This window comes from Streptomyces sp. NBC_00028, assembly GCF_045041065.1.
GTDB lineage: Bacteria > Actinomycetota > Actinomycetes > Streptomycetales > Streptomycetaceae > Streptomyces.
In genome coordinates this window covers 22,919-47,921 of sequence record NZ_CP108294.1, presented here as the reverse complement: position 1 = coordinate 47,921, position 25,003 = coordinate 22,919, and the positions used below count along the sequence as shown (strand labels likewise).

General features: G+C 71.6%; 21 protein-coding genes. 7 read left to right on the top strand and 14 right to left on the bottom strand.

Features of this window, described 5'->3' with window-relative positions; genetic code table 11:
- The first annotated feature begins 235 nt into the window (after positions 1–235).
- The gene (locus tag OG885_RS44405) at positions 236–1,213 is read left to right on the top strand and encodes a sigma-70 family RNA polymerase sigma factor (protein ID WP_331728893.1); all 978 of its coding nucleotides are present in this window, start codon (positions 236–238) and stop codon (positions 1,211–1,213) included.
- Between the two features lie 55 nt (positions 1,214–1,268).
- Here the strand turns inward: OG885_RS44405 and OG885_RS44400 are convergent, their stop codons facing one another.
- The gene (locus OG885_RS44400; protein ID WP_331728890.1) at positions 1,269–2,186 is read right to left on the bottom strand and encodes an aromatic prenyltransferase; all 918 of its coding nucleotides are present in this window, start codon (positions 2,184–2,186) and stop codon (positions 1,269–1,271) included.
- Positions 2,187–2,363: 177 nt separating this feature from the next.
- Here OG885_RS44400 and OG885_RS44395 point away from each other — a divergent pair, with 177 nt between their 5' ends.
- Positions 2,364–3,485, top strand: a complete 1,122-nt coding sequence (locus OG885_RS44395) for an AfsR/SARP family transcriptional regulator (protein WP_331728887.1) — start codon at positions 2,364–2,366, stop codon at positions 3,483–3,485.
- A gap of 369 nt (positions 3,486–3,854) precedes the next feature.
- On the opposite strand, the gene OG885_RS44390 is transcribed toward OG885_RS44395, so the two are convergent.
- Positions 3,855–4,307, bottom strand: coding sequence for a nuclear transport factor 2 family protein (locus OG885_RS44390; RefSeq protein WP_331728885.1), 453 nt, complete (start codon positions 4,305–4,307; stop codon positions 3,855–3,857).
- A gap of 371 nt (positions 4,308–4,678) precedes the next feature.
- Here OG885_RS44390 and OG885_RS44385 point away from each other — a divergent pair, with 371 nt between their 5' ends.
- Both OG885_RS44385 and OG885_RS44380 read left to right on the top strand, forming a co-directional pair.
- On the top strand, positions 4,679–6,451 hold the full coding sequence (locus tag OG885_RS44385; RefSeq protein WP_331728882.1) for an FAD-dependent monooxygenase: 1,773 nt from the start codon (positions 4,679–4,681) through the stop codon (positions 6,449–6,451).
- A 115-nt stretch (positions 6,452–6,566) separates the two neighbouring features.
- Positions 6,567–8,078: an MFS transporter gene (locus tag OG885_RS44380; RefSeq protein ID WP_405743265.1), complete on the top strand. Its 1,512-nt coding sequence runs from the start codon at positions 6,567–6,569 to the stop codon at positions 8,076–8,078.
- Between the two features lie 120 nt (positions 8,079–8,198).
- On the opposite strand, the gene OG885_RS44375 is transcribed toward OG885_RS44380, so the two are convergent.
- The gene (locus OG885_RS44375; RefSeq protein WP_331728876.1) at positions 8,199–9,677 is read right to left on the bottom strand and encodes a multicopper oxidase domain-containing protein; all 1,479 of its coding nucleotides are present in this window, start codon (positions 9,675–9,677) and stop codon (positions 8,199–8,201) included.
- A 211-nt stretch (positions 9,678–9,888) separates the two neighbouring features.
- On the opposite strand from OG885_RS44375, the gene OG885_RS44370 reads away from it, so the two are divergent.
- Positions 9,889–10,527: a hypothetical protein gene (locus OG885_RS44370; RefSeq protein WP_405743263.1), complete on the top strand. Its 639-nt coding sequence runs from the start codon at positions 9,889–9,891 to the stop codon at positions 10,525–10,527.
- Complete coding sequence (locus OG885_RS44365) at positions 10,524–11,204, top strand: response regulator transcription factor (protein WP_331728870.1); 681 nt, start codon at positions 10,524–10,526, stop codon at positions 11,202–11,204. Before OG885_RS44370 ends, OG885_RS44365 begins: the two co-directional genes overlap by 4 nt.
- 26 nt (positions 11,205–11,230) lie before the next feature.
- Here OG885_RS44365 and OG885_RS44360 read toward each other — a convergent pair whose 3' ends face one another.
- From OG885_RS44360 to OG885_RS44325, 8 genes are all read right to left on the bottom strand, one after another.
- Positions 11,231–12,664: a nucleotide pyrophosphatase/phosphodiesterase family protein gene (locus OG885_RS44360; protein WP_331728867.1), complete on the bottom strand. Its 1,434-nt coding sequence runs from the start codon at positions 12,662–12,664 to the stop codon at positions 11,231–11,233.
- A complete protein-coding gene (eboE, locus tag OG885_RS44355; protein ID WP_331728864.1) occupies positions 12,661–13,830 on the bottom strand; it encodes a metabolite traffic protein EboE in 1,170 nt (389 codons plus the stop codon). The genes OG885_RS44360 and eboE overlap by 4 nt, the downstream gene beginning before the upstream one ends.
- Positions 13,830–14,684: a TatD family hydrolase gene (locus OG885_RS44350; protein ID WP_331728861.1), complete on the bottom strand. Its 855-nt coding sequence runs from the start codon at positions 14,682–14,684 to the stop codon at positions 13,830–13,832. The genes eboE and OG885_RS44350 overlap by 1 nt, the downstream gene beginning before the upstream one ends.
- Entirely contained in the window at positions 14,684–15,502 is an 819-nt protein-coding gene (locus OG885_RS44345) for an EboA domain-containing protein (RefSeq protein ID WP_405743260.1), read from the bottom strand. The genes OG885_RS44350 and OG885_RS44345 overlap by 1 nt, the downstream gene beginning before the upstream one ends.
- Positions 15,499–16,422 (bottom strand): sugar phosphate isomerase/epimerase family protein, encoded by a 924-nt coding sequence (locus OG885_RS44340; protein WP_405743258.1) that lies wholly within the window; start codon positions 16,420–16,422, stop codon positions 15,499–15,501. The genes OG885_RS44345 and OG885_RS44340 overlap by 4 nt, the downstream gene beginning before the upstream one ends.
- Positions 16,423–16,439: 17 nt before the next feature.
- Positions 16,440–17,294 carry an SCO3242 family prenyltransferase gene (locus OG885_RS44335; protein WP_331728855.1) on the bottom strand — a complete coding sequence of 285 codons (855 nt, stop codon included), beginning with the start codon at positions 17,292–17,294 and terminating at the stop codon, positions 16,440–16,442.
- A complete protein-coding gene (locus OG885_RS44330; protein WP_331729510.1) occupies positions 17,291–18,433 on the bottom strand; it encodes an inositol-3-phosphate synthase in 1,143 nt (380 codons plus the stop codon). Before OG885_RS44330 ends, OG885_RS44335 begins: the two co-directional genes overlap by 4 nt.
- A gap of 172 nt (positions 18,434–18,605) precedes the next feature.
- Complete coding sequence (locus OG885_RS44325) at positions 18,606–19,805, bottom strand: ScyD/ScyE family protein (protein WP_331728853.1); 1,200 nt, start codon at positions 19,803–19,805, stop codon at positions 18,606–18,608.
- 433 nt (positions 19,806–20,238) lie between these two features.
- Here OG885_RS44325 and OG885_RS44320 point away from each other — a divergent pair, with 433 nt between their 5' ends.
- Entirely contained in the window at positions 20,239–20,874 is a 636-nt protein-coding gene (locus OG885_RS44320) for a hemerythrin domain-containing protein (protein WP_331728851.1), read from the top strand.
- Between the two features lie 78 nt (positions 20,875–20,952).
- Here OG885_RS44320 and OG885_RS44315 read toward each other — a convergent pair whose 3' ends face one another.
- From OG885_RS44315 to cydD, 3 genes are all read right to left on the bottom strand, one after another.
- A complete protein-coding gene (locus tag OG885_RS44315) occupies positions 20,953–21,285 on the bottom strand; it encodes a hypothetical protein (protein ID WP_405743255.1) in 333 nt (110 codons plus the stop codon).
- A 195-nt stretch (positions 21,286–21,480) separates the two neighbouring features.
- Positions 21,481–23,229, bottom strand: coding sequence for a thiol reductant ABC exporter subunit CydC (gene cydC / locus OG885_RS44310; protein WP_331728847.1), 1,749 nt, complete (start codon positions 23,227–23,229; stop codon positions 21,481–21,483).
- Positions 23,226–24,971: a thiol reductant ABC exporter subunit CydD gene (cydD, locus tag OG885_RS44305; protein WP_331728845.1), complete on the bottom strand. Its 1,746-nt coding sequence runs from the start codon at positions 24,969–24,971 to the stop codon at positions 23,226–23,228. The genes cydC and cydD overlap by 4 nt, the downstream gene beginning before the upstream one ends.
- Between the last annotated feature and the right edge of the window lie 32 nt (positions 24,972–25,003).

Here is a 25,003-nt window from a genome sequence, read left to right as displayed (position 1 = left end):
TTCTGACCAGCGCGTTCGCCGATCCGCGCGCGAGTCGCGAGACCCCGTTCCCGACCCCTCGGAAGCATGTATTCCGGCCTCCGTGGAGCACCGGGCACCCATCGCCTCAAGTGAATCAAGACCGTACGGCAGGGGATCGTCCAGCACATGTGTGCCGGATTCCGTCGGCGGCCCGTCACATTTGCCCGCCGCGGCCTGTCACACAGGCGAGGCTCTGCTGGGAGGAAGCGACCTGATGAACGAAAACGAATGGCTGGCCGCCCGATTCGAGACCGACCGCCCCCGGCTGCGCGCGGTGGCCTACCGGGTGCTCGGATCCATGGCGGAGGCCGACGACGCCGTCCAGGAAGCCTGGCTGCGGGTGACCCGCTCGGACGCCAGCGAGGTGGAGAACATGAGCGGCTGGCTCACCACCATCGTGGCCCGGGTCTCGCTGAACATGCTCCAGTCCCGCAAGTCGCGCCGCGAGGACCTCGTGGACGCCCCCGAGACCGACCACGCCCACCGCCGGGAGGCGGAGTCGGTCGACCCCGAGCAGGAGGCGCTGCTCGCCGAGTCGGTCGGGGCCGCGATGTTCCTCATCCTCGACACCCTCACGCCCGCCGAGCGGCTGGCGTTCGTCCTCCACGACATGTTCGCGGTGCCCTTCGAGGAGATCGCCCCGATCGTCGACCGCACCCCGGCCGCCGCCCGCCAGCTGGCCAGCCGGGCCCGCCGCCGCTTCCAGCGCCAGGGCCTCAAGCCGGAGGCCGTGGACATGGACAGGGGCCTGGACACGGCCGCGAAGACCCCGCCCGCCCCGGCGGGAAACCCGGCCGGCGAAGCCTCCCAGGCCGGCAAGGCCGACTTCGTGCACGCCTTCCTCACCGCGTCCCGCGAGGGCGACTTCGAGGCGCTGCTGGCCATCCTCGCCCCGGACATCGTGGTCCGCGCCGACCACGCGGCCGTGCAGATGGGCATGGCCACCGGCATCGGCCTGGCCACGGGTGCCGGGCTGACCGAGGAGATGCGCGGCTCCGACGCCGTCACCCGCGCCTTCTCCAAGCTCTCCTGGGCGCCGGTGCCCGCTCTCATCGACGGCTCCGCGGGCCTCGCCTACGTCCGCGACGGCGTGGCACACGCCGTGTTCCGCTTCGACATCGCCGAGGGCCTGATCACCAACATCGACATCCGCGCCGACCTGACCGGCCTGGACATCATCATCCTGAACTGAGCACGAAGAAGGGGCGGCCCGTATGGGCCGCCCCTTCTTCCGTGTCTGCGGAACCTCAGTCCTCCAGCGCGTCGAACGCCTTCAGCAGCCGCCGCTGGATATCGGTGATGTGGTAGTACGCGCCGAGCTTGTAGTACTCCTCCGTGGGCGACAGCGTCAGCCCGTACACGAGAGTGCGCTTCTCGCCGACATACGCGTACGGCGCCTTCGTGCCGTAGTCACGGAACTGCTCGATGTCGCGCTCGTCCTCGGACGGCACCAGCGTCGGGTCGGTGGAGATCACCGCGAAGCACAGCCGGTCGATCTTGCCGGTGTCCCAGTTGAGCGTGGGATAGACCGAGAACGAGCGCTTGCAGAACTCCAGCCCCAGCTCGGTCGGCACATGCAGACCCAGCTCACGCACCAGGGCCAGCACCGACTCCGGCGCCAGCGTCTGCTGGCTCAGCTCACTGAAGTACAGGTTGACCTGGCGCTTCTTGTAGTCCATCGACGTCATCTGGACCTTGTCCAGCCCGTAGCGGGCGAACAGCTCCGCGTTCTGAGCCACGGACGCCGGCATCGAGGGGATGGCGCTCAGCTGCGCGACCCCGGGCATGTCGTCGGTCGGGAAGAACGCGTACGTCTTCTTGAAGCCACCGGTGACCTCGCCGTCGATGGCGAACATCGACACCGGCAGATGCTTCTGGGTGTCGGCCAGCAGATCGTCCACGGGGTGACCGGTCGCCGGGAACAGCCCCTTGTCCACCACGGTGGCGTACGGGTCGCCCTGGCTGGTCGGCACCGAGATGCTGAAGTCCAGTTCCGTGGAACGACGTCCGCTCGCCATGGAGAAGACGACGACACCGTCGGTGAGGGTGTCCTGGAACTCGGTCAGCAGCGGGTAGATCTTCTCGCGTGCGCAGGTCACGCCCAGCAGTCCAGCCGCCTCCTCCATGGCCGCGTACACGCGCTCGACATCAGCGGCTCCGGACATTCATACCTCCACGCGTCGATCCTGACGATCCGTCCGCGCCTCAGCGTCGGCCATCGACCTTGAACCACGCTGGAGGATCGATTGGCGCTGACTGGTCGAACAGACCCTCGACGCCATGGGGCACGCACAATGGCCGAAGCATTGCCTGCCCGATCGAGAGTGGGGGCGAGTTCACGAGTGGCTGACGACACGACCAATGCGAATGCGTGGCGCATAGCGGCGCTGGAACGCGAGATCCAGGAACTGCGCCGCACCAACGAGGAACTGCGCGTGTACGTGGCCAGAGAGCTCGAATCCGACTCCGAATTCACGGTCGTGGCCGACCAGGAACTGGCGGAAATAGAAGTCGTCAGCGCCCGCGGAGCAAGCACCCCCGCACCCCCGCGCCCCCTGGCCGAGTTCCACGCCCTCGGCCCCATCGAGGCCTTCGTCGGCGGCCGGCTCGTCGACCTCGGCGCCCCCAAGCAGCGCGCCCTGCTGGCGCTGCTCGTGGGCAAGGTGGGCCGGCCGGTGGCCGTCGACACCATCGTCGAGGAACTGTGGTCCGGCCAGCCGCCGCCGTCCGCGGTCTCCTCCCTCCAGGCCTACGTCGCCAACCTGCGCCGCGTCCTGGAACCCGACCGTGCCCCCCGCACCCCGCCGACGGTCCTGCGCACCTACGGCCGCGGCTACCTCCTCGACACCCGGGTCGTGGAGGTCGACGTGCACTGGTTCGGCGAACGCTCCGTCGCCGGCTGGCAGGCCCTGGACCGGGGCGACGCGCGCAGCGCGGTCCACGAGTTCGAGGCGGCGCTGGCCCTGTGGCGCGGCCAGGCGTACGCCGAGGTCGCCGACACCGCCTACGTCCGCCCCGACGTGGCCCGCCTCGAAGAGCTGCGCCTGTCGGTGGTCGAGGGCCGGTGCGCGGCCCTGCTCGCCGTCGGCGCCCACGAGATCGCGGTGGCCGAGCTGGAGGCGTTCGTCCAGGACCACCCGCTACGGGAGTACGGCTGCGAACTCCTGGGCCTCGCCCTCTACCGGGCGGGCCGCCAGGCCGACGCCCTGGCCGTGCTCCGCACCAACCAGCGCCGCCTGGCGGACGAACTGGGCATCGACCCGCGCCCGGCCCTGCGCCGACTGGAGCAGCAGATCCTCACCCAGTGCGCGTCCCTCGACTGGCACCCGGCCCCCCGCCCCACCGCCGCGACCCGGCGCCCCCCTGAGGTCCCCGACCGCCGGCCCGTCCGCCGCCCGCCGACCCACCGCGACCACCTGCCCAGGCCCGACTTCTTCCGCTCGTCCCTGCTGGCGGAGCTGTAGTCCGCGCATCGCGGACCACCCCGCGGCCGCGGCCCGCGCCCCAGCCCTCCCCGCCGCCCCAAGGCGCCCGGCAGCGGCCGATGCCACCACTCCTCCGCCTGGCAGCCGCAGGGAGGACGTCCGCTCACCTGCCCGGGCCCGACTTCTTCCGCTCGTCCTTGCTGGCGGAGCTGTAGTCCGCGCATCGCGGACCACCCCGCGGCCGCGGCCCGCGCCCCAGCCCTCCCCGCCGCCCCAAGGCGCCGCCCGGCAGCGGCCCATGCCACCGCTTCGTCCACCTGGCAGCCGCACGGACCACGCCCGCTCACCCGCGTCATCAGCGGCCGACGCTCCGAAGACCCGACCCAACCGCGACAGCGCGCGCGGCGCTCACGCCTCCGCGGTCCGGCGGGGCGGGGAGCCGGCCAGCGGCGAGGAGTCCTCGTAACGGACCTCGTAGCGCCGCTCGGTGAACTTCCAGCCGTCCCCGGTGCGCTGGTAACGGTCGTGGTAGATGGCGTAGTTGAGGCCGCCCCGGCCGTCGAAACCACGCCCCACCTCCGACATGTAGGCGCGGCCGGAAGCGGTGTCGCCGTCGAGCACGATCAGACCCGGGTGCGTGTTCTGCACCAGGAAGTCCACGACCTTCGGCACCCGCCTGCCCCACGCCCGGATCTCCTCCGGCCCCTCCAGCTCGATCGGGATGTTGGGCATCCGCAGTGCCCCGTCCTCCGTGAAGAGCGTCGCCACCCGGTCGTAGTCGCGCATCATCACGGCATCGGTGAACTCACCGCGCAGCGCCTCGATTTCGACCCGGTCCGCGATGGCCTGGAAGTCATTCATCGCTTTCCTCTTTCTGATTACCGGAATTCCCGGACGGTGTGTTCGTCCGCCTCACCATGACGACAGCCGGGCCCCGCCGAATGTGACAGCCGAAGGCCGTTTCCCGGCCCGAGTCCCCCGGACGGGTGAGCGCATACGGCACCACGTTCGACGCAGGGCGAGCACGTTCGACCGATTCCGGTGTTCTTCGAGGTCAGCGCGGGTCCATGGGCGGCGCCAAGTGGGCGCCAACCGGCTCCCTAGTCGGCCCCAACCACCTCACCCGATGCTGGATGCCGCAGCACTGGCCGAAGTGCGTCGTCATGCCTGTTCACCCGTAATCCACGACGGCCCGCCGCGCGTGTGGGCCCTCATCTGATGGAAGGCCGAATATGGAGGCTACCGAGGTTCCGGTTCTGATCGTGGGCGGAGGCGGCTGCGGCCTGTCCGCCTCCGTCTTCCTGTCGGACCACGGTGTGCGGCACCTGCTCGTGGAACGGCACGCGGACACGTCGATCCTGCCGAAGGCGCACTACATCAACCAGCGCACGATGGAGATCTTCCGCCAGCACGGCCTCTACGACGACGTTGTCGAACGCGCCTCCACCACCGACCGCTTCGGCCGGGTGCGCTGGCAGACCACCCTCACCGGCGAGGGCCCCCTGGACCGCCGGATCATCCATGAGATGGACGCCTTCGGCGGTGGCGCGCTGACCGAGGTGTACGCCGCCGACGGCCCCGTACTGCCGTTCAAACTGCCCCAGTTGAGGCTGGAGCCGATCCTGCGCCGGCAGGCCGAGGAACGTAACCCCGGCGGGGTGCTCTTCTCCCACGAACTGGTCTCCTTCACCGAGGAGGACGACCACGCCGTCGCCGAGATCCGTGACCTCGCCACCGGCGAGACCACCCGGGTCGTCGCCCGGTACGTCATCGCCGCCGACGGCGGCCGCACCCTCGGCCCTCAGCTCGGCGTCCAGATGCAGGGGACGGTGAAGATGGCCGATGTCTCCACCGCCTACTTCTCCGCCGACCTGTCCAAGTGGTGGCACGACGGCACCCTGATGACCTGGTTCATCAACCCCGAGCGGGCCGACCGCAACTTCACCCTGCTGGAGATGGGCCCCAACTGGGGCCGGCAGTGCGAGGAATGGGGCCTGACCTCCTTCCTTCTGGGCGACGCCGACCGCGCCGACCCCGAGGCGGTCGCCGCCCGCATCCGCGAGGTGTTGGGCCTGCCCGACCTCGAACTGACCGTGCACAAGGTGTCGCAGTGGACGGTGGAGGGCGTGCTCGCCGACCGCTACCGGTCCGGCCGCGTCCTCATCGTCGGCGACGCCGCCCACCGCCAGCCGCCCACCACCGGCCTCGGCCTCAACGGTGGCATCCAGGACGTCCACAACCTCGCCTGGAAGCTCGCCGCCGTCCTCTCCGGCCAGGCCGACGACGGACTCCTCGACACCTACGAGAGCGAGCGGCGCCCGGTCGGCAAGCGCAACGTCGACTGGGGCCTGGCCGCCTGGTTCCACCACCGCGTCATGACGGAGGCCGCCCTCGGCCTCGGCCCGCACGTACCGCCCGAGCGCCGCTCCGCCGCGTTCGCCGGCTACTTCGAGCAGTCCGAGGTCGGCGAGGTCAGGCGGGCCAGGGCGGCGGAGCTCTTCGCCACCCACCGCGCCGAGTGCCAGGCCCACGACCTGGAGATCGGTTACGTCTACGAGGAAGGCGCCCTCGTCCCCGACGGCACCCAGGCGCCGGCCGGCTCGCCCATGGGCACCGAGTACCACCCCACCACCCGCCCCGGGCACCGGCTGCCGCACGCCTGGCTGGAGCGCGACGGCCGACGGCTGTCCACCCATGACCTGGTCGGCGCCGCGGGCGGCTTCGCCCTCCTCACCGGCCCCACCGGCGCCGGCTGGGCCGAGGCGGCCGAGCAGGTCGCCGAGAAGTTCTCGATCCCCCTCACCGTCGCCCGCATCGGAGCCGGCGCCGAGTACACCGGCGACAGCTGGGCCGACGTACGGGAGATCACCGAAGACGGCGCCGTCCTGGTACGCCCCGACAACCACGTGGCGTGGCGCTCCATGGACGCGGCCGACCATCCGGCGGCCGTGCTGACACAGGTGTTGTCCCAGCTCATGAACCACGGGACAGCCGACAGGACCTAGCCCCGAAGGTTCCGCCGGGAAATCGGTGACGGCAGCCCGTCACATTCCTCCGCCGGGACCTGTCAAAGGGACGAGGCCTTGAGTCCGACCCAAAAAACAACGAGGAGAACAGACCATGTCCACAACCAGTGCCGTGCCTGCGGCAAGGGACTCACGGCGGTGGATGGTTCTCGCCGTCATCTGTGTCGCCTACCTCATGCTCACCCTCGACATGACGGTGATGAACCTGGCTCTGCCGTCGGCGCAGGAGGCCCTCGACTTCTCGGACGCGGACAAGCAGTGGATCGTCACGTCGTACGCCCTGTGCTACGGCACGCTGCTGCTGATCGGCGGAAAGCTCTCTGACCTCATCGGCCGCAGGGAGACCTTCCTCGTCGGCCTGGTCGGGTTCGCCGCGGCCTCCGCGGTCGGCGGCGCGGCCAACAGCTTCGGGATGCTGGTGACCGCCCGCGCGGCCCAGGGTGTCTTCGCCGCACTGCTCGCGCCCACCACCCTGTCGATGCTGGCCACCACGTTCACCGACCCCAAGGAGCGCGGCAAGGCTTTCGGCGCCTTCAGCGCGGTCGCGGCCAGCGGCGGCGGTCTGGGTCTGCTGATCGGCGGCGCGCTCACCTCCGGCCTGAACTGGCGCTGGTGCATGTACGTCAACCTGGTGTTCGCCGCGTTCTGCCTGATCGTCGGCGGCCGCCTGGTCCCGCGCCAGCCCCGCGCCAAGGCCAGCCTGGACATCCCCGGTGTCATCCTGGTCTCCGCCGGTCTCTTCGGCCTGGTGTACGGCTTCTCCAACGCGGCCACGCACTCCTGGGACACCCCCTCGACCTGGGGCTTCCTCGCCGCCGGTGCCGTGCTGCTGATCGTGTTCGCCGCCTGGCAGACCCGCGCCCAGCAGCCGCTGCTGCCCCCGCGCGTCGTCACCGACCGTAACCGCGGTGGTGCCTACCTGACCTCGCTCCTCGTCGGGATCGGCATGTTCGGTGTGCTGCTCTTCCTGATCTACTACCTGCAGACCGAGCTCGGCTACTCCGCGATCAAGTCCGGTCTCGCCCTGCTCCCGATGATGATCGTCACCGGTGTGGCCAGCAACGTCGGCAACATCAAGGTGATGCCGAAGTCCGGCCCGCGTCCGCTGATCACCATCGGCATGCTGGTCAACGCCGGCGCGATGCTCTGGCTGACGCAGATCGGCGCCGACTCCAACTACGCCACCGCGATCCTCGGCCCGCTCATGCTCATCGGCCTCGGCATGGGCATGATCTACGCCGCCGCTCTGAACACCGGCACCTCCGGTGTGGCTCCGCAGGACGCGGGCGTCGCCTCGGCGACCATCAGCGCCGGCTCCCAGCTCGGCGGCGCCATCGGCACCGCCCTGCTCAACACCATCGCCGCCAGCGCGGCCAGCGACTACGTCTCCAGCCACGCGCAGGGCAAGCCCAGCGTCGAGGTGTTCCACCTCGCCGCGATCGAGGGCTACCAGCAGGTGTTCTGGTGGTGCGCCGCCATCTTCACCGCCGGCGCCGTCCTCGGTGGACTGATCCTGCGCAGCGGCCCGCTCCCGGCACCCGCCTGGGCCGCCAAGCCGAAGGTGGAGGAGCCGGAGGCCGGCGAGCCGGAGAAGGCACTGTCCTGACACACACCGCCTGAGCAACACGAAAGAGGGCCGGGTCACCCCGGCCCTCCTTTCGTTTCCCGGCGGCTTGTGTCAGCCGCGACGCGCGTCAGCTACGGCGCGCGTCAGCTACGGCGCGCGTCAGCTACGGCGCAGCGAAGGCTTGCGCACCCGGAAGTTCGCCATCATGCCCATCGACGCGTGGTCGAACATGTGGCAGTGGTACACGTAGGTGCCCTCGTAGCCGGTGAAGGTCGCCTGCAACTTGACCGTCTCCCCGGGCAGCAGCGGCACCGTGTCCTTCAGTCCGCTCTCCGGCCCGGACGTGACGGGCTTGCCGTTGCGCTCCAGCACCCGGAACTGCACCAGGTGCATATGGAAGTTGTGCGGGGTGTAGAGATTGGCGTTGCGCACGTTCCAGATCTCCGTGGCCCCGTACTCGATCTCCGTGTCGACCCGGTCCATGTCGAACGACTTGCCGTTGATGAACGCGTCCATGGTCGCGCCCGTCTCGTCCATGCTCAGCACGAAGTCACGGCTGACCGTGGCGCTCCCCAGCGCGGGCAGCTTGCGCAGCGTCGCGGGCACCGTGCTGCGGTCCGTGACGGGAGCGGTGACCCGGAACTGCAGCACCCGGCCGAGCTGGTCGACGGGCTCGCCGGGCAGCAGACCGCCGGTGTTGGCCAGGATCAGCTTGGTGCCGGCGGCGTACTTGGAGAAGTCGATGACGATGTCGGCCCGCTCACCGGGGGAGAGCGACACCGACGTCACATCCAGCGGCTTCTCCAGCAGCCCGCCGTCGGAGCCGATCTGCTGGAAGGACGAGCCGTCGGACAGTTGCAGTGTGTAGAAGCGCAGGTTGGCCGTGTTGAACAGCCGGAAGCGGTACTTGCGGGCGGCGACCTCGAAGTACGGCCACGCCTTGCCGTTGGCCAGCAACACCTGGCGCTTCATGAAGTCGCCCATGCTGTACACGAGTTGGCCGCTGTCGTCGAACCGCGCGTCGCGCAGCGCGATCGGCACGTCGTACGCCCCCGACGGCAGGTTGAGGTTCTTCTCCACGTCGTCGGTGAGCAGATAGAAGCCGGTCAGCCCGCGGTAGACGGTCTCCGACTCCTGATGGTGGGCATGGTCGTGGAACCACAGGTTCGCGTGCGGCTGGGCGTTGGGATACGTGTAGATCTTCGAGTCGCCGCCCGGCGCGATGAGATCCATCGGCGAGCCGTCACTGCTCTCCGGCACATGCGCGCCGTGCAGATGGATCGAGGTGGACACCCCCAGCCGGTTGGTCTGCCGGACCAGGACCCGCCGCCCGGAGGTCGCCTTGATGACGGGACCGGGGAAGTTGCCGTTGAAGGTGTACACACGGGTCTTGCGGCCCGGCAGGATCTCGGCGTCCGCCTCCTGCATGGCGATGTCGTAGTAGCTGGTCAGGCCCAGGTCGCACACCGGCTCCAGCACCTTGGGCACCGGCATCGCCTGCTCGAACTGCGGAACGGTGGTCGGGTCCAGCTCGCTGGCCTCGGCCGTGCCGGCCATCGCGGGCACCAGCAGGCCCGCACTGCCGAGGGCGCCGGTCAGCGCGGCCCCCGTCATGAGGACGGTTCTGCGGTGGATCATGTCCCCTCCCCGTGGAGTGACGTGTGTTGGACATCAGAGACCCCGCAGAGGATGCCCGGCCGCACTCTCCGGTCCCTGGAGTGCTGGTGGAGCAGGAGAGACGGGAGAGCAGCCGTGGGACCGACCGGCCCCCGCCGCCGACGGGCCTGTCACCTCCCCCCGCCGCGACCTGTCACATAGACGAGAGACGAAGTCCGAGGAGGGGCCCTGCGTGAGCCGTGACGAAGAGTTCGAGGTAGTACGGCCCCTCGAGGCCACCCACACCGCCTGGGAGACCCCCCGCACACCCCGGCCACGACAACCCCCGCACCCCGACCCGTGGTTCACACCCCCGGCACCAACACCCGACGCCGGGCCGGAAACACCCGATGCCCGGGCGGAAACACCCGACTACGTGTCCACCGCGGCCGTACTGCTTCTGGAGCGACTGTCGTCACTGGAGCGAGCGGTGCTGGTGCTGCGCGAGATGCTCGGCTGCGACATGGCGGGGATCGCGGCGGCCGTGGGCCGGCCCGAAGTCACCTGCCGTGAGCTCGCCGCCACCATCACCGCGCGGACCGACACCGGCACCCGCCCCTGGCCCCGCGAGATCACCGGCGCGGACCGGGTGGCCCGGCTGCTCACGGCGATCGTCCCGGCCCTGTTGTCCGTCGGCATCACGATGCGCCCCACAGACCCCGCCGACGGCCCCGGCGCACTCTTCCACGACCCCCACGGCACCCTCCTGGGCGCCCTGGCCCTCGACATCGCCGACAACCGCGTCCACACCGTCCACTGGCTGCCGGTCCAACAGGTCCGCACGGAAAAACCGGCCCAACAGGTCCGCACGGAAAAAGGGGAGCCGACATGACACACCACACCGCCCCGATCCGGCTGCTGCTGGCCGACGGCCGGCCCGGGCCACGGGCACGACTGCGCGCGGTCCTCGACGCCGAGGCGGACATCGAGGTCATCGCCGAGGCCGAGGACGGCAGGCAGGCGCTGCGGTCGGCCCGCGAGCGGCGCCCCGACATCGTGCTCACCGACGTGACCCTGCCCGGCCTCGACGGCATCGAGGTGACCCGGCGCATCACCGTCGACCCGGCCCTGGCCCAGGTGCGGGTCGTCATCCTGACCGGCGACAGCCGCGACCGGCACGTCTTCGAGGCGCTGCGGGCCGGCGCCGCCGGATACCTCGTCGACGACACCACGGCCGCCGAACTCGCCCACGCCCTCAGGGTCGTCGCACGCGGCGACGCCCTGCTCGCCCCGTCGGTCACCCGCCAGCTGATCGGCCGGCTCGTCGCCCGCTCGCTGCCCCCGACCCCACGGCCGGCCCTGCTCGCCGAACTGACCGACCGCGAGCGGGAGGCCGTCGCCCTGGTCGCCCGTGGACTGTCCACCGCCCAGATCGCCGCCCGCATGGTGATCACGCCGCTGACCGCGAAGTCCCACATCGACCGCGCCCGCGCCAAGCTACGGGCCCGAGGCCGCGTCCAACTCGTAGGCCTCGCCTACGCGTCGGGCCTGGTCGGCTCGGGCCCGTGACTGCCTGGGCAGACTGTGACAGGACGTCAGCCCGCCCGTCCTCCGCTACGCGTCACCACGTCCGCCGTTTCTCCCAACCCGGCGAGATCCAGCAGCAGTTCCTTGACCTCGGTCGCCCCGTACCGCCCGCGCGCACCCCGCGGATCGGAGCACAGCAGCACCGGCCCGTCCTGCGGACTGTCCGGCAGCCGGCCGTGCGTCCCCTTCACCGCCGCCGCACCCGCGTCCAGGCCGATCGCGCTCATCAGATAGCGCATGCCCATCTTCTTGCGGGCGAGCGCCACCGCGGTCCGGCCCTTCGCGGCGAGGGGCGCCGCGGGGTCGAAGAACAGCTCGGCGGGGTCGTACCCGGGCTTGCGATGGATCTCCACCAGACGGGCGAAGTCCGGGGCGCGCTCGTCGTCCAGCCAGTAGTAGTACGTGAACCAGGCGTCCGGCTCGGCGACCAGCACCAGATCACCGGCCCGCTCATGGTCAAGGCCGTAGGCCGCCTTCTCCGCCTCGCCCAGCACCTCGGCCACGCCCGGCAGGTCGGAACACACCTTGCGCGCCAGCGGCAGATCCTCGGGATCGTCGACGTACACGTGCGCGATCTGGTGGTCGGCGACGGCGAACGCGCGTGACGTCCACGGGTCCAGGTACTCCATACCGGCCTGGGTGTGCACGCGCAGCAGGTTCTCGCGGCGCAGCGCACGGTTGATGTCGACCGGGCGGGCGGCCCGCGTGATGCCGTACTCCGACAGGGCCACCACGGTCGCCCCGCGCCGGCGCGCCGCCTCAAGGAGCGGGGCGAGCACCGCGTCCAGCTTGGCCGCGGCGGCCGCCGCCTTGCGCCCGTCGGGGCCGAAGCGCTGGAGGTCGTAGTCGAGGTGCGGGACGTACACCAGGGTCAGATCCGGGTCGTGGCGCTCCATGACGAGCCGCGCGGCCCGGCAGATCCACTCCGACGACGCCATGCCCGCCCCCGGGCCCCAGTAGTTGAACAGCGGGAACTCGCCCAGTGCGGTGGTGAGTTCGTCGTGCAGCTCGGGCGGGTCGGTGTAGCAGTCGGGGTCCTTGCGGCCGTCGGCGTGGTAGACGGGCCGCGGGGTCACCGTCCAGTCGGTGTCCGCGCCCATCGCGTACCACCAGCAGATGTTGGCGACCGTGTACCCGGGATGGCGGCGGCGGGCCGCGTCCCACAGCTTGTCGCCGCCCACGAGCTTGTTGTGCTGGCGCCACAGCAGGACTTCGCCGAGGTCACGGAAGTACCAGCCGTTGCCGACGATGCCGTGCTCGCTCGGCGGGGCGCCGGTGAGCAGCGTGGCCTGCACCGAGCAGGTGACCGCGGGCAGCACCGGGGCGAGTTCGGCCTGCCAGCCCGTGCGGGCGACCGCGGCCAGCCGTGGCATGTGCCTGAGCAGTCGCGGGGTGAGCCCGACGACGTCGAGCACGACGAGGGGAGTGGGCCGGGCGTTCAATGGATCAGCTCCCTAACAGGTTGCTCGCGCAGTCCGAGAGCGAGCAGTGCGTCCCGGGCGAAGGCCACCTCGGCGGCGATACCGTCGGCCAACTGGCCTTCGGTGACAGGGCGTTGGGCGGCGGGCAGCACGTTCCAGGTGTACGTCTCCACCTCCAGGTGGTCGCACAGCGCCCGCTCCCCGCCGACCAGCACGTCCAGCGCGTCACGCAGCACGTCGAGCGTGGCGTGCAGCGGCGGCTGCGGGGCCGCGTGCAGGGGTACGTGGTAGTGCACCCGCCACGGCCCGGGCAGCTGGGCGTCGAGCGCCTCGCCCAGGTCGTCGGCCGCGTGCCCGGCGGCGGAGCGGGTCTGGTGCAGGAACCGGGGTTCGGCGTACCCGCGCAGCGCGTCGGCCGTCGCGGCCTGCTCCGGATGGTCCGCACCGAGCGCGGCGGACACCTGCACCTTCACCACCGGCAGCCCCGCACCGGCCAGCCGCGCCAGCGCGTCCTCCGGCTCCTCCCAGCCGCACGCCAGATGGGCCAGGTCCAGGCACACCCCGAGGTAGCGGGTGTCGACGCCGGCCAGCCCCGCGGCCACCTGCTCGGTCGACTCCAGCACACAGCCGGGCTCCGGTTCGAACCCGACCCGGATCAGCCGCCCGGTGCGCGCGTGCACGCCCTCAAGGCGTTCCGCGAGCTCGTCGAGCCGCCCCTGGGCCACCGCCTGGTCCGCCACCGTCCACGGCGTACGCCAGGCCAGCGGCAGCGTCGACACCGAGCCGCGGGCGGCGTCGTCGGGCAGCAGCCCCGCCAGCACTCGGGCCAGGTCGAGCGTGTACGTCATCCGCGCGTCGCTCAGCCAGTCCGGCCGGTACACCGCGTGCTTGACCACCGGCGCGTGAAAGGCGCCGTAGGGAAAGCCGTTGCAGGTGACCACCTCCAGGCCGCGCGCGTCGAGTTCACGGCGCAGCCCCTCCACCGCGGCCGGGTCGGCGGCGAGCCGGGCGGCGACCGGCGCCGCCAGCCACAGCCCGACCCCGAGCCGCCCGACGCCCAGACTCCGCCGGGCCGGCACCGCGTAGGTGTCCAACTGCCGCACGATCTCCGGCAGTTCCTCACCGGCGTGGACGTTGGTGCAGTAACCGAGATGGACCGACTGCCCGTCGCGGTGCGCCAGCCGCATCAGCTGCCTCCGCGCACGATGGAGTTCCCGGCGAACGCGGAGGCCGCCTCACCCGCCGTGTCCGACAGATCCAGTCGCCCGGACTGTCCGTAGAACTCGACGGGGTTGCGCCACAGCACCCGGTCCACGTCGTCCTCGCTGAACCCGGCGTCCAGCATCGCCTGCCCGGTGGCGCGGGTGAGCAGCGGGTCGCTGCGCCCCCAGTCGGCGGCGGAGTTCACCAGGATCCGGTCCGGCCCCCACTCCCGCAGCACCACCGCCATGCGCTCCGGCGACATCTTGGTGTCCGGGTAGATGGAGAAACCCATCCAGCAGCCGCTGTCGGCGATCTGGGCAACCGTCACCTCGTTGAGGTGGTCGACGACGACGCGGCCGGGGTCGATGCCCGACTCCCGCACCACGTCCAGGGTGCGCCGGGTGCCGCGCTGCTTGTCGCGGTGCGGGGTGTGCACCAGGACCGGCAGGTCGTGCACGACGGCCAGAGCGAGCTGGGCCGCGAACACCTCGTCCTCCGCCGGGGTCATCGAGTCGTAGCCGATCTCGCCCACCGCGACCACGCCGTCCCTGGCCAGGTAGCGCGGCAGCGCACCGAGCACCTCACGGCAGCGCGGGTCGTTGGCCTCCTTGGGGTTCAGCGCGAGGGCGCAGTAATGGCGGATGCCGAACTGGCTCGCGCGGAACGGCTCCCAGCCGGTCAGCGAGTCGAAGTAGTCGGTGAAGGAACCGGCGTTCGTGCGCGGCTGGCCGAGCCAGAAGGCCGGCTCGACGAGCGCGCGCACACCGGCCGCCGCCATCTTCTCGTAGTCGTCGGTGGTCCGTGAGGTCATGTGGATGTGCGGGTCGAAGATGCGCATCAGACTGTCTTCTCCTTGAACTCTGCGGACCGTGCCGACGCGGTGTCGCCGATCCCCCCTTGGTGTGCGGGCCGGGCCGGGTTGTCCTCGGGTGCGGCGGACCGCGCCCACTCCGGGTCGCTGATCAGCGCCAGCAGCACGGTCGCGTCGTCGGGCAGGGACCGTCCGGCGGCCCGCCGCTCGTCGTCCAGGTCGGCCAGCATCCGGGCCAGTTCACCGTCGGCCCGCCGGTCCAGGTCGGCCACGGCGGTCAGCGGTATCTCCATGAACACGCACTTGAGTACGGCCTGCCGCCACATCCCGTCATCGAGCCGCCGGGCGGCGGGCCCGACCGCGGCGGCGACGAGCCGCGGGTCGTTGGTCCGGATCGCGTCGTGCAGCAACTCCACGGCGGCGGCCCCGATGTCGAGGCCCTGCGGCAGCTCCCGCGCACCGGACCCGACGCCTGTGTGATGCGGCAGCTCCACCGCACCGACCCCGACACCCGGCCCCGACAGCGCGCGCAGCACCGCCCGCTTCTCCGCCGCGCCCCCCTGCCAGTACAGCGCGGCGACCTGCCGGGCCAGCGCCGCCCCGCGCAACGGCAGCACGCTCAGCAGCAGCACCCGGGCCGCGTCGTCGACGCTCCAGTCCGCGAGTTCCGGACCGGCGTCGGCGAGGAGGCCCCGGCCGCACCGCCGGCCCACGGCGGGGAACAGCATGGTGATCGCGTCCGGGTTCTGCGCCACCTGCCAGCGGGCGTCACCCAGCCACTGCGGGTCGGCGACCCGGTCCTTCACCACGTCCGTCATGACGTCTGCGAGATGTCGGCCGGTCACAGGGAGACCTCCTCCGCTACACGGGTCGCGCTCAGGAACTCGGCCGCGGCGCGGGCGTGCGTCAGGAACGCCAGCGACGTGCGCGCGACCGCGGGGGCGGCATGGGAGTGGCGGGGCAGCTCTACGGCCGTCAGCCCGCGATATCCGGTCTCCGCCAGGGCACGCAGCGCGGCCGGGAAGTCGACCTCGCCGGAGCCGAACTCCAGATGCTCGTGCACATCCCGCCGCATGTCGTCGATCTGCACGTTGACCAGGTACGGACCGGCCTTGGTGACACAGTCCGCCACCGGCAGCGGCTCGACACAGCGGCAGTGCCCGATGTCGAGCGTCAGCCCGAAGCAGCCCGGCGCGCCCAGCTTGCCGCGCAGCGCGAACCAGTCGTCGAGCGTCTCCACCAGCATGCCGGGCTCCGGTTCGAACCCCAGCCGTACGCCCGCCGCGTCGGCGGCCTCCACCACCTCCGCGCACCCGCGCACGAGCCGGTCCCAGGCCAGGCCCCGAGACACCGGGGAGGGCCGGACACCGGCCCAGAACGAGACGGCCTCCGCGCCCAGGTCCGCCCCGATGTCCACGGCCCGCCGCAGGAAGTCGAGCCGGGCCGCGGGTTCGTCGTCGAGAAGGGTGGGGGCGTGCTTGCGCCGCGGGTCGAGCAGATAGCGGGCGCCGGTCTCGATGACGACGGCGAGCCCGAGCCGGTCGAGGCGTGCCGCCAACGCCTCCACGCGGCGCGGCAGTTCCGGTGCGAACGGGTCGAGATGGTCGTGGTCGAGGGTGAGCGCGACGCCCTCGTAACCGAGGTCGGCGATGACGGCGAGGGCGTCCTCGAGGCGGTGGTTGGCGAACCCGTTGGTCCCGTATCCGAAGCGTATGTCCGAGGAGGTCATAGGGGAGGTGACAGGGGAGTTCAAGGGGGAGTCCATAGGGGAGTTCACAGGGCTCATGTCGGCGACACCCGCCCCGCCAGGACCCGGCCGATCGGAGCGCAGGCGGCCACCACCGCCGCGGCACCGGGCCGTGCCGACCGCGCGACGAGCGCGCCCTGCAACGTCGGCAGATTGGTGATCCCGGCCGCGACCGCGGCCCGTACGCTGCCCGCGTCCGGTGTGGCCAACGCCCGTACCTGGGCGTCGCCGTAGCCGGCCGCGTACCAGGCGGCCAGCGACCCGACCAGCCCCGGTCGCGGCGACCGCCCCGAGGCGGCGAGCGCGACCCCTGCCGTCGCGGCCAGCGTCGCCCCCGGTAGCAGCCGGCCGGCGCCGGACACCTCACGGCGCGAGAGCGCGGTGACCGTGTAGGTGTGCGCCGCGACGGTGAGCGCGGGCACGAGCGCGCCCCGCCAGCCGCCCCGGCGGGTACTCGCGCCGAGCAGCACGTCCAGCCCACGGCAGGCGGCCATGGCGGCCGGCCCCGCGGCGGTGCCCTTCAGCTTCACGTCGTACGCCCACACCGCACCGGTCAGCGGCACCGCCACCGTGAGCGCCCTGCGCCCCCCGGCCAGCCCGGCGAGCGCGAGCCCGGCCGCGCTGAGCCCGGCCGCGACACCCAGCGCCGCCTTGGCGCTCACCCGGCCCGACGGGATCGGCCGCTCGGGCCGCTCCTTCGCGTCCAGGTCCCGGTCCGCCCAGTCGTTGGCCGCCATCCCCGCCCAGTACAGGCAGACCGCGGCGGCGGAGAGCCCTGCGGTGCGCGGGCCGAGGGCGCCCGCGGCGGCGGCACCGGCGACGGCGTCGCCGGGCACCGACAGCGCGGCGGGCGCGCGGACCAGTTCCACGAGATCCCGAGATGTCGTCATCGGCCGCCGCCCAGGCCGGCGAGATAGGTGCGCAGCGTCTCCCACTGGGCGTGCAGCGCATGATCTACGTCGCCCAGCGGGTCCTTGAAGAAGTAGGCGAGGGACGTGAGCGGCCCGGTGTGTCCGGCCTCGTGCGCGGCGGCGGTGATCCGGGCCAGGTCCAGGACGAGCGGCGCCGCGAGCGCCGAGTCACAGCCCTGCCAGGTGAACTGCAGGCACATGCCGGTGCCGAGGAAACCGTCGAAGGTGATCAGGTCCCAGGCCGTCTTGAAGTCACCGATGTCGGCGACGTAGTCGATGCGGGTGTCGCCGTCGGGCGCGTAGCCGAGGGTCTCGTGCAGCACCCGCTGCTTGCTGGCCGTCTTGGCGGCGTTGGCCTGCGGGTCGGTGAGGCTCGCGCCGTCACCGCCGCCGAGCAGGTTGATGCCGGACCAGGAGCGCACCGAGAGGTTGCGCATCGCGAACATCGGCGCCAGCACCGACTTCAGCAGCGTCTCGCCGGTCTTGCCGTCATGGCCGGCGTACGGCAGGCCGCGCTGCGCCGCGAGTTCGGCGAGCGCCGGCAGCCGGGCTCCGGTGGAGGGGGTGAAGTCCACGAACGCGCAGCCCGTGTCGAACGCCGCGTAGGCGTACAGCGAGCTGGGCGGCAGCACCTTGCCGGGCGCGGTGAGCGCGGCGGTCAGCGCGGCGAGTTCGGAGTGCGCGGGGTGCGACGGGGGAGCGGGTTCGGTGGAGGACACGTTGACCACCACCACCCGGTCCAGGTCGTGCCGTTCGGCGAACGCCCTGAGGTCGGCGGCGATCAGCGCCGCGTCCTCGGCCTGGGTGGCGGCGGCCGGGGCGGGCCGCAGGTTCGCCTCCACCGCGTCGAGGTCCTGCTCCAGGGCCTGCACCAGACGGGCCGGCACGATACCGGCGGCGGCCAGCTGCTCGGCCTTCTTGGCCACGGGGACCGTCGTCACGTCGTGACCGCCGAAGACCAGGTCGCCGAAGCCTGGCAGCGCCGACACGTCCAGCGCGGGATGAGCGGTCACGCAGCCCACCGGGTCGGCGAGCCCGGCACGCAGCGCGAGCGCCCCGATCACGCTGGTGGTGGCGACGGAACCGCGGGCACCGATGAACCAGATGCCAGCACGCACGTTGTCTCCTTCGATCACGAGTTCGATCACGAACACAATGGATCTTGTGGATCTCTTGGACCTTGCCGGTCTGTCACGACCGAGGTGGGTCCTGTGGTCTGTGTGCGCTGCGGGCCGGACCGGACTGCCCCTGGAGGGCCCGGTCCGGCCCGCGAGCGGGACGACCGGACGGTCAGCCGATCTTGACGATCTGTCCGTCGCCGGTGGCGTGGATGTCCGTGGAGCTGGTGCAGGCCGGGGCGTCCGTGCAGGCCGGCCACATCATGGTCTTGTCCGCGACGTAGATGGAGCCGTCGGCGCCGGCCAGGAAGCCGGTGGGCGCGAACAGCTTCTCGTCCGCCAGGACGGTACGGGAGTTGTCCTTGTGGTTGATCTGGATGACGTTGCCGATCGGGTCACCGGTCGGCAGGAACCCGGTCGTGTCGAACTGGGTCACATAGAAGTCACCGTTGGCACCGAAGCCACAGCCGCTGATGGCGCTGAAGCCGCTCTGCCAGACCTTGAGCTTGCCGGTCTTGGGCGAGTACCGGTACACGTTGGCCGCGGTGGCCGAGTTGCCGTGACCGGTGATCTGGCCGATGTACACGCCACCGTCGGGGCCGACGTCGACACACATCGGGACGGCGTCCGAGCCGCCCGGCGTCTCGGGCACGAAGGCGAGGACCTTGGTCTTGCCCTTGCGGTCCACTGAGTTCAGCGTGTTCGCGCCCGCGTCCACCAGGTAGAAACCGCCACCCGGCTTCGTCGTCAGCGCGTACGGGTTGGACGCCGGGTAGGTGTCGGACAGGTCCGGGTTGTTCTTGGTCCAGTTCCAGTTGACCGTGCCCGGGTTGGCGATCACCTTGCGCTGCCCGTCGGTGATGTCCATGATCGAGCCGTACTGCTTGCTCAGCGTCTTGGTCAGCTCCGGGTCCAGCCCGGCCGGAACCTGCTCCGGCGAGCCGGCCTGCAAGGTGTAGATGTGGCCCTTGCGGTCGACGGTGATGCCGTTGGGGCCGATCGTCTCTTCCTGGTTGAACGCGGTCGGCAGGTTCTCCGCGATCCGCACCGGAGTGCCGGACGAGACATCCGCGACCGAACCGGTCTGGCCGTAGCACCTGGTGGCGAAGCCGGTGCCCTGGCACGCGGTGGGGGTGGCCCCCATCTCGGTAACCAGAAGCTCACCGTCCGGGCCCCAGGCCAGGCTCCGCGGTGAGTTCAGACCCTTGGCCACCACGGTGACCGGCGCGTCGCTGGTGAGGTGGCGGGTCGGGCGGGCCTTCTGAGTGGCGGCCTCGGCCGCCTGCTCCGACGGTCCGACTCCCAGGCCGACGAGCGCTGCTGTGGCCGCCACTCCGGCGACCAGCATCCTGCTCGTTTTGAGACGCCGCATCTTGGACTCATTCCCTCCGGTCGAAACCACGACTTGCTGACTGGTGTTCACGACAGGACGCACCGGGACCGACTCGCACTGATGCGGTATGACCCGCCCCCTGCATCTTGTTCTGGCGCCTCAGCATCAACGACATGGCTTGTTCATGACTGCCGATCAACTTGGCGCCGACTTGGCGCCGGGCACCGACGCCTTGCCGCCCCAACTCCCGCTGCTCGTCCCCCGCTTGCGCCCGAGTCCAGCCCACGCGCCCCTACCGGACTTTCCGGCTACGTTCGTTGTCTCCGCCGGTCACATTTCGGCGCCGCGGACTGTCATGGGGGTGAGACCGCGGATCGGCGCGGTCGCGCGCGGCACGGAGCCGAGGCACACGGCGGACGAGGCCGGATGCGAGGAATCCGGCCCGAGACACCGGAACAGATCGGGAGAGACCATGGGTGACAGGCTCGACATGTCGTTGATGTACGCGATGCACAACGCGCTGCGGCGCGAGCTGGAGATCATGGCCACGATCACGGCACGCGTCGACGACGACCCGCGGCGCACCCTCGCCGGTGCCGCCGGCTGGGACATCTTCAAGAAGGCGCTGCACATCCACCACACCGCCGAGGACGAGGCGCTGTGGCCGGTACTGCGCCAGACCGTGGCCGACCGCCCTGACGACCTGGCCCTGCTGGACGCGATGGACGCCGAACACGCCTCCATCGACCCGCTCGTCGAGACCATCGACGCCGCCCTCGCCGACCCGGAGGCGGACGCCGACCGCCTCGCCGCCGCCGTCGACTCCCTGGCCACCAACCTGACCGGCCACCTCAAACACGAGGAGGACCAGGCCCTGCCCCTGATCCAGGAGGTCCTCACCCTTGAGCAGTGGCAGCACTACGGCAGGATCCACGGCGCCAAGACCGGCCCCGACGGCCCCCTCCTGACCCCCTGGGTCCTCGACGGCGCCGACCAGGAGACCATCGACGGAATGCTCGCCATCCTCCCCGAGCCCGTCCGCACCGCGTACCACACGGCCTGGGTGCCGGCGTACATCGAACTCGACCGGTGGAACACCAAGAACTGACAACACACGACGGACGCGGCCTCTGCTGGGCAGAGGCCGCGTCCGTCGTGCGTGGCGCGATGGGTGGTCGGGTCGTGCTCACAACTCGTGCCACTCACCCAGCTCGCCCGGCTCTCCCGTCTGGATGAATCGGTGGATGAGGGCCCACGCATGATCGGTGGCGAGGACGTAGTCCCCACTGAATCCAGCCGGGTCGTCCATGATCGGTACGTGCACGACGGCATCCGCCGCGGCGGTTGCGTCACCGATGAGAAGGGCCGACTTCTCGGCATCGCTGAACAGATGGACGACTGCTTGAGCACCTTGGAAGCCCAGGGTCAGCCAGGGAAACTCATCGCCCGGCAGGCTGACTTCCAGGTACCCCTGGCCGCGCGAGCGCAGCGCGGTGAAGTGCTCCGTCAGCTCCGCCACGGCGGAGGTCCGTTCCCTCGCGGAGAACCGTCCCGATTCCAGATCCGTTGCCGCCCACGACACGAGCATCCCTACGGCCTCCCTTCCTGGGTCGACGAGCTGCCGCCCATAGGGGAGCACGGGGAACGGTGTGACCAGCCGCAACGGCGCCGCCGCCGAACGACGGCACCGCACGGCACTTTAGGGCGGGACCGCTCAGCGCGAGGCGAGCACCCGCCCGCCATCGAGCGTGACCACCTGATCGGCCCCGGCGAAGCCTTCCCGCTCATGGGTGACCAGCAGCGTCGTACGCCCCCGCGTGGCATCGAGAATGTCGGCCAGCACCGCCGCAGCGGTGTCAGGGTCGAGCCCCTCGGTGGGTTCGTCCACGACCAGCACCGGCGGATCGGCGAGCAGCGCCCGCGCCAGCAGCAACCGGGTCCGCTGACCGCCGGAGGGCTGCGTGCCGTCCGGTCCGAGCACGGTGTCGAAGCCGTCGGGCAACGACTCGATCCAGTCCAGGATCCGCGCCCGCCGCGCCGCCTCCCGCAGCTCTGAGTCCTCGGCATCCGGCCGCGCCAGCAGCAGGTTGGCGTGGATGGAGGCGTGGAAGACATGCGCGTCCTGCGTCATCCCGGTGATCACGCGCCGCACCTCGTCACCGGCACAGTCCCGCAACTCACGGCCACCGACCAGGACGCTGCCGCCCTCGTACTCCACGAACCGCATGAGCGCGGCGATCAGCGTCGACTTCCCCGACCCACTCGCACCGAGCAGCACCGTGCGCCGCCCGGCAGGCAACTCCAGACTCAGCCCGTCCAGAGCAGCCGCGCCGCCCACCTCATGACGTACCGTCACATTCTCGATCCGCACCCCGACCGCCCCGTCCACGACGAGCGACACCGGAGCAGCCGGCTCGACGACCGGAGCCGGAGTGTCGAACAACTCCGCCAACCGCCGCGCCCGCACCCGCACTTCGGCCAGCCGGAACGCCGCCGCAGGCAGCGGCTCCAACGCCTCGAAGGCAACCAGCGCCAGCACCGCGAGCACGGTCAGCTGTACGGCGGGCAGCCGCCCGTCGGCATGGGCGCGCAGCGCACCATGCACCACCGCGACCAGCGTCGCCCCCTGGAACAGCAGCAGCACGGCCGAGGCCAGCGAGGTGGTCAACGCACGCCGCCGCTCCAGCCGCGCGATCCGCGCGGCGGCATCCTGCGCCCGCCCCACGGCCCGCCCCCGCGCTCCGTACGCGGCGAGATCCGCCGCTCCCTCCGTCAAGTCGACCACGCGCGCGGCGAGTTCAGCCCGAACCACCGCCTGCTCCCGCCCGGTGCGATGAGCCACGGCGAGCACCGCGGCCGGCACCAGCAGCACAGCCAGCGCCAACATCAGCCCCAGCACCAGCCCAGCCTGCGGCAGCAGCATCCACGCCGTCACCGTGGCGGCGATCCCCACCGCGACCGCCGCGCCGGTCGGCAGCAGCACCCGCAGCAGCAGATCCTGGGCGGCGTCGACATCATCGACCAGCCGCGTCAGCAGATCCCCCCTGCGAAAGGCAGGCGTCCCGGCGGGCGCCAACGGCACCAGCGCCTCGTACACCCGCGTCCGGAACCCGGCGACAGCCCGCAGCACCCCGTCATGCCCGAGCAGCCGGTCGCCGTAGCGCAGCGCCCCACGCCCCAGCGCCAGCGCGCGCACGGCGACGATCGCCAGGCTCACCGACGCGAGCGGCGGATGCTCGGCGGCCCGCGTGATCAGCCAGGACGCGGTGGCCATGAGCGCCGCCGCAGCGAGCTCACTGCCGGCCGCGGCGAGCCCGGCGGGCAGCAAACGGCGCCAGTACGGCAGCAGTTGGCGCGCAAGACGCAGCGTCGGATGAGAGGACCCGCCTGACGGCCGGACGGGGGAATGGACGGCCGCCAGGCGGGAGTCGGTACGGCCAACGGCCGCCACGTGCGAGGTCATGAGGCCACCGGCCCTTCTACGGGCACCAGTTGGGACGAGACGAGATCGCTGAGAGCGTGCCGGGTCACGACCGTGCCCACATCCGAGTCGACCCGCCCGCCCCTCAGCGTGACGATCCGGTCGGCATACGGCAGCAGGCTGGTGCGGTGGGCGACCACGATCGCGGTGCGCCCGCGCATGAGCCGCACCGTGGCGTGGGTGACGGCGGCCTCGCTGTCGGGATCGAGGTGGGCGGTCGGTTCGTCGAGGAGCAGCACGGGGGCGTCCTTGAGGAAGGCCCGGGCGATCGCGATGCGTTGCCGCTGACCGGCGGAAAGGCCCGCGCCGTGCTCGCCGAGCGGGGTGTCGTAGCCGCGGGGCAGCGCCTCGATGAACGTGTCGGCGTGCGCGTCGCGTGCGGCCTGCCGTACCTCGGCCTCGCTTGCGTCGGGCCGCCCGAGGCGGATGTTGTCGGCGACGGACGCCGCGAACAGATGCGGCCGCTGCGGCACCCACGCCAGCCGCTCGCGCCACTCGTCGGCGTCGAGGCGGTCCAGGTCGATGCCGCCGACCGTGATCCGGCCCGAAGAGGGCCGGGTGAACCCGAGCAACAGGGCCAGCAGCGTGGACTTTCCCGCCCCGCTGGGCCCGACCAGGGCGATGTGCTCCCCGGGCCGCACATGCAGCGAGACCCGGTCCAGAGCAGCTGTCGCGCGCCCGGGATAGACGACGCCGACCCCGTCGAGCCGCACCGACACGGCACGCACCTCGGGCACCGCGATCCGCTCATCCGCCCGCGCCCCGCCCTCCTCGCCCTCACCCTCGTCGAGGACCGCGAAGACCTGCTCGGCCACCGTGACCCCCTCGGCGCTCTCGTGGAACGCGGCCCCCATCGCCCGCAGCGGCAGATACGCCTCGGGCGTCAGGAACAGCACGATCAGCGCCGTCCGCAGATCCAGGTGTCCGTCCAGCAGCCGCAGCCCGACCGGCACCGCGACCAGCGCCACCGACAAGGTCGCGACCGTCTCCAGCACGAACGACGACAGGAACGCCACCCGCAGGGTCCGCATGGTGGCCCGCCGGTGCGCGTCGGCCATCTCGCCGACCCGCCCGGCCTGGTAGTGCGCCCGCCCGAACGCCCGCAGCGTCGGCAACCCGGCCACGACGTCCAGGAAGTGGCCGCCGAGCCGCGCCAGCAACCGCCACTGCCGAGCGGTGCGCTGGGCGGTGTGCATGCCGACCAGCGCCCCGAAGACCGGGATCAGCGGCAGGGTCACGACGACGATCAGCGCCGAGGTCCAGTCCGTCGCGAACAGCCACCCGACGACCGCGACCGGCACCACACCGGCGGCGGCCATCGTGGGCAGCGCCCCGGTGACGTACGGGTCCAGGGTGTCGAGGCCACGGGTGAGCAGGGTGGCCGTCTCCCCGTGCCGGCCCGCCGCGAGCCGGAGCGGCGCCGCCCGGCCGAGCCGGTCGGTGAGCCGCTCGCGCAGGGTGTGCTTGACGCCGGACGCGGCACGCTGCGCGAGCACACCGCGCGCCCACGCCAGCAGCGCCCGTCCCGCGACCACGGCACCCAGCGCGGCCAGGGTCCCGAAGGCGACCGTATGCCCGCCGAATCCGTCCGCGAGCACCGTCGCCAGCAGGGTCACCTGGCCGACGACGAGCCCCGCGCCGAGCAGCGCGAGAGCCGTCGAGGTCACCAAGTGGCGCCGCAGCACCGGCAGTTCCCGCATCAGCCGACGTTCGACCGGTTTCATCCCGGACCCCTTCCCGTTCCCGTACGTCCGCC

Coding starts and splice junctions, on each gene's coding strand:
- OG885_RS44405 (WP_331728893.1), top strand. CDS start 236: ATGAACGAAAACGAATGGCTGGCCGCCCGATTCGAGACCGACCGCCCC.
- OG885_RS44400 (WP_331728890.1), bottom strand. CDS start 2,186: ATGTCCGGAGCCGCTGATGTCGAGCGCGTGTACGCGGCCATGGAGGAG.
- OG885_RS44390 (WP_331728885.1), bottom strand. CDS start 4,307: ATGAATGACTTCCAGGCCATCGCGGACCGGGTCGAAATCGAGGCGCTG.
- OG885_RS44385 (WP_331728882.1), top strand. CDS start 4,679: ATGGAGGCTACCGAGGTTCCGGTTCTGATCGTGGGCGGAGGCGGCTGC.
- OG885_RS44380 (WP_405743265.1), top strand. CDS start 6,567: ATGTCCACAACCAGTGCCGTGCCTGCGGCAAGGGACTCACGGCGGTGG.
- OG885_RS44375 (WP_331728876.1), bottom strand. CDS start 9,677: ATGATCCACCGCAGAACCGTCCTCATGACGGGGGCCGCGCTGACCGGC.
- OG885_RS44365 (WP_331728870.1), top strand. CDS start 10,524: ATGACACACCACACCGCCCCGATCCGGCTGCTGCTGGCCGACGGCCGG.
- eboE (WP_331728864.1), bottom strand. CDS start 13,830: ATGCGGCTGGCGCACCGCGACGGGCAGTCGGTCCATCTCGGTTACTGC.
- OG885_RS44350 (WP_331728861.1), bottom strand. CDS start 14,684: ATGCGCATCTTCGACCCGCACATCCACATGACCTCACGGACCACCGAC.
- OG885_RS44340 (WP_405743258.1), bottom strand. CDS start 16,422: ATGGACTCCCCCTTGAACTCCCCTGTCACCTCCCCTATGACCTCCTCG.
- OG885_RS44335 (WP_331728855.1), bottom strand. CDS start 17,294: ATGACGACATCTCGGGATCTCGTGGAACTGGTCCGCGCGCCCGCCGCG.
- OG885_RS44325 (WP_331728853.1), bottom strand. CDS start 19,805: ATGCGGCGTCTCAAAACGAGCAGGATGCTGGTCGCCGGAGTGGCGGCC.
- OG885_RS44320 (WP_331728851.1), top strand. CDS start 20,239: ATGGGTGACAGGCTCGACATGTCGTTGATGTACGCGATGCACAACGCG.
- cydC (WP_331728847.1), bottom strand. CDS start 23,229: ATGACCTCGCACGTGGCGGCCGTTGGCCGTACCGACTCCCGCCTGGCG.
- cydD (WP_331728845.1), bottom strand. CDS start 24,971: ATGAAACCGGTCGAACGTCGGCTGATGCGGGAACTGCCGGTGCTGCGG.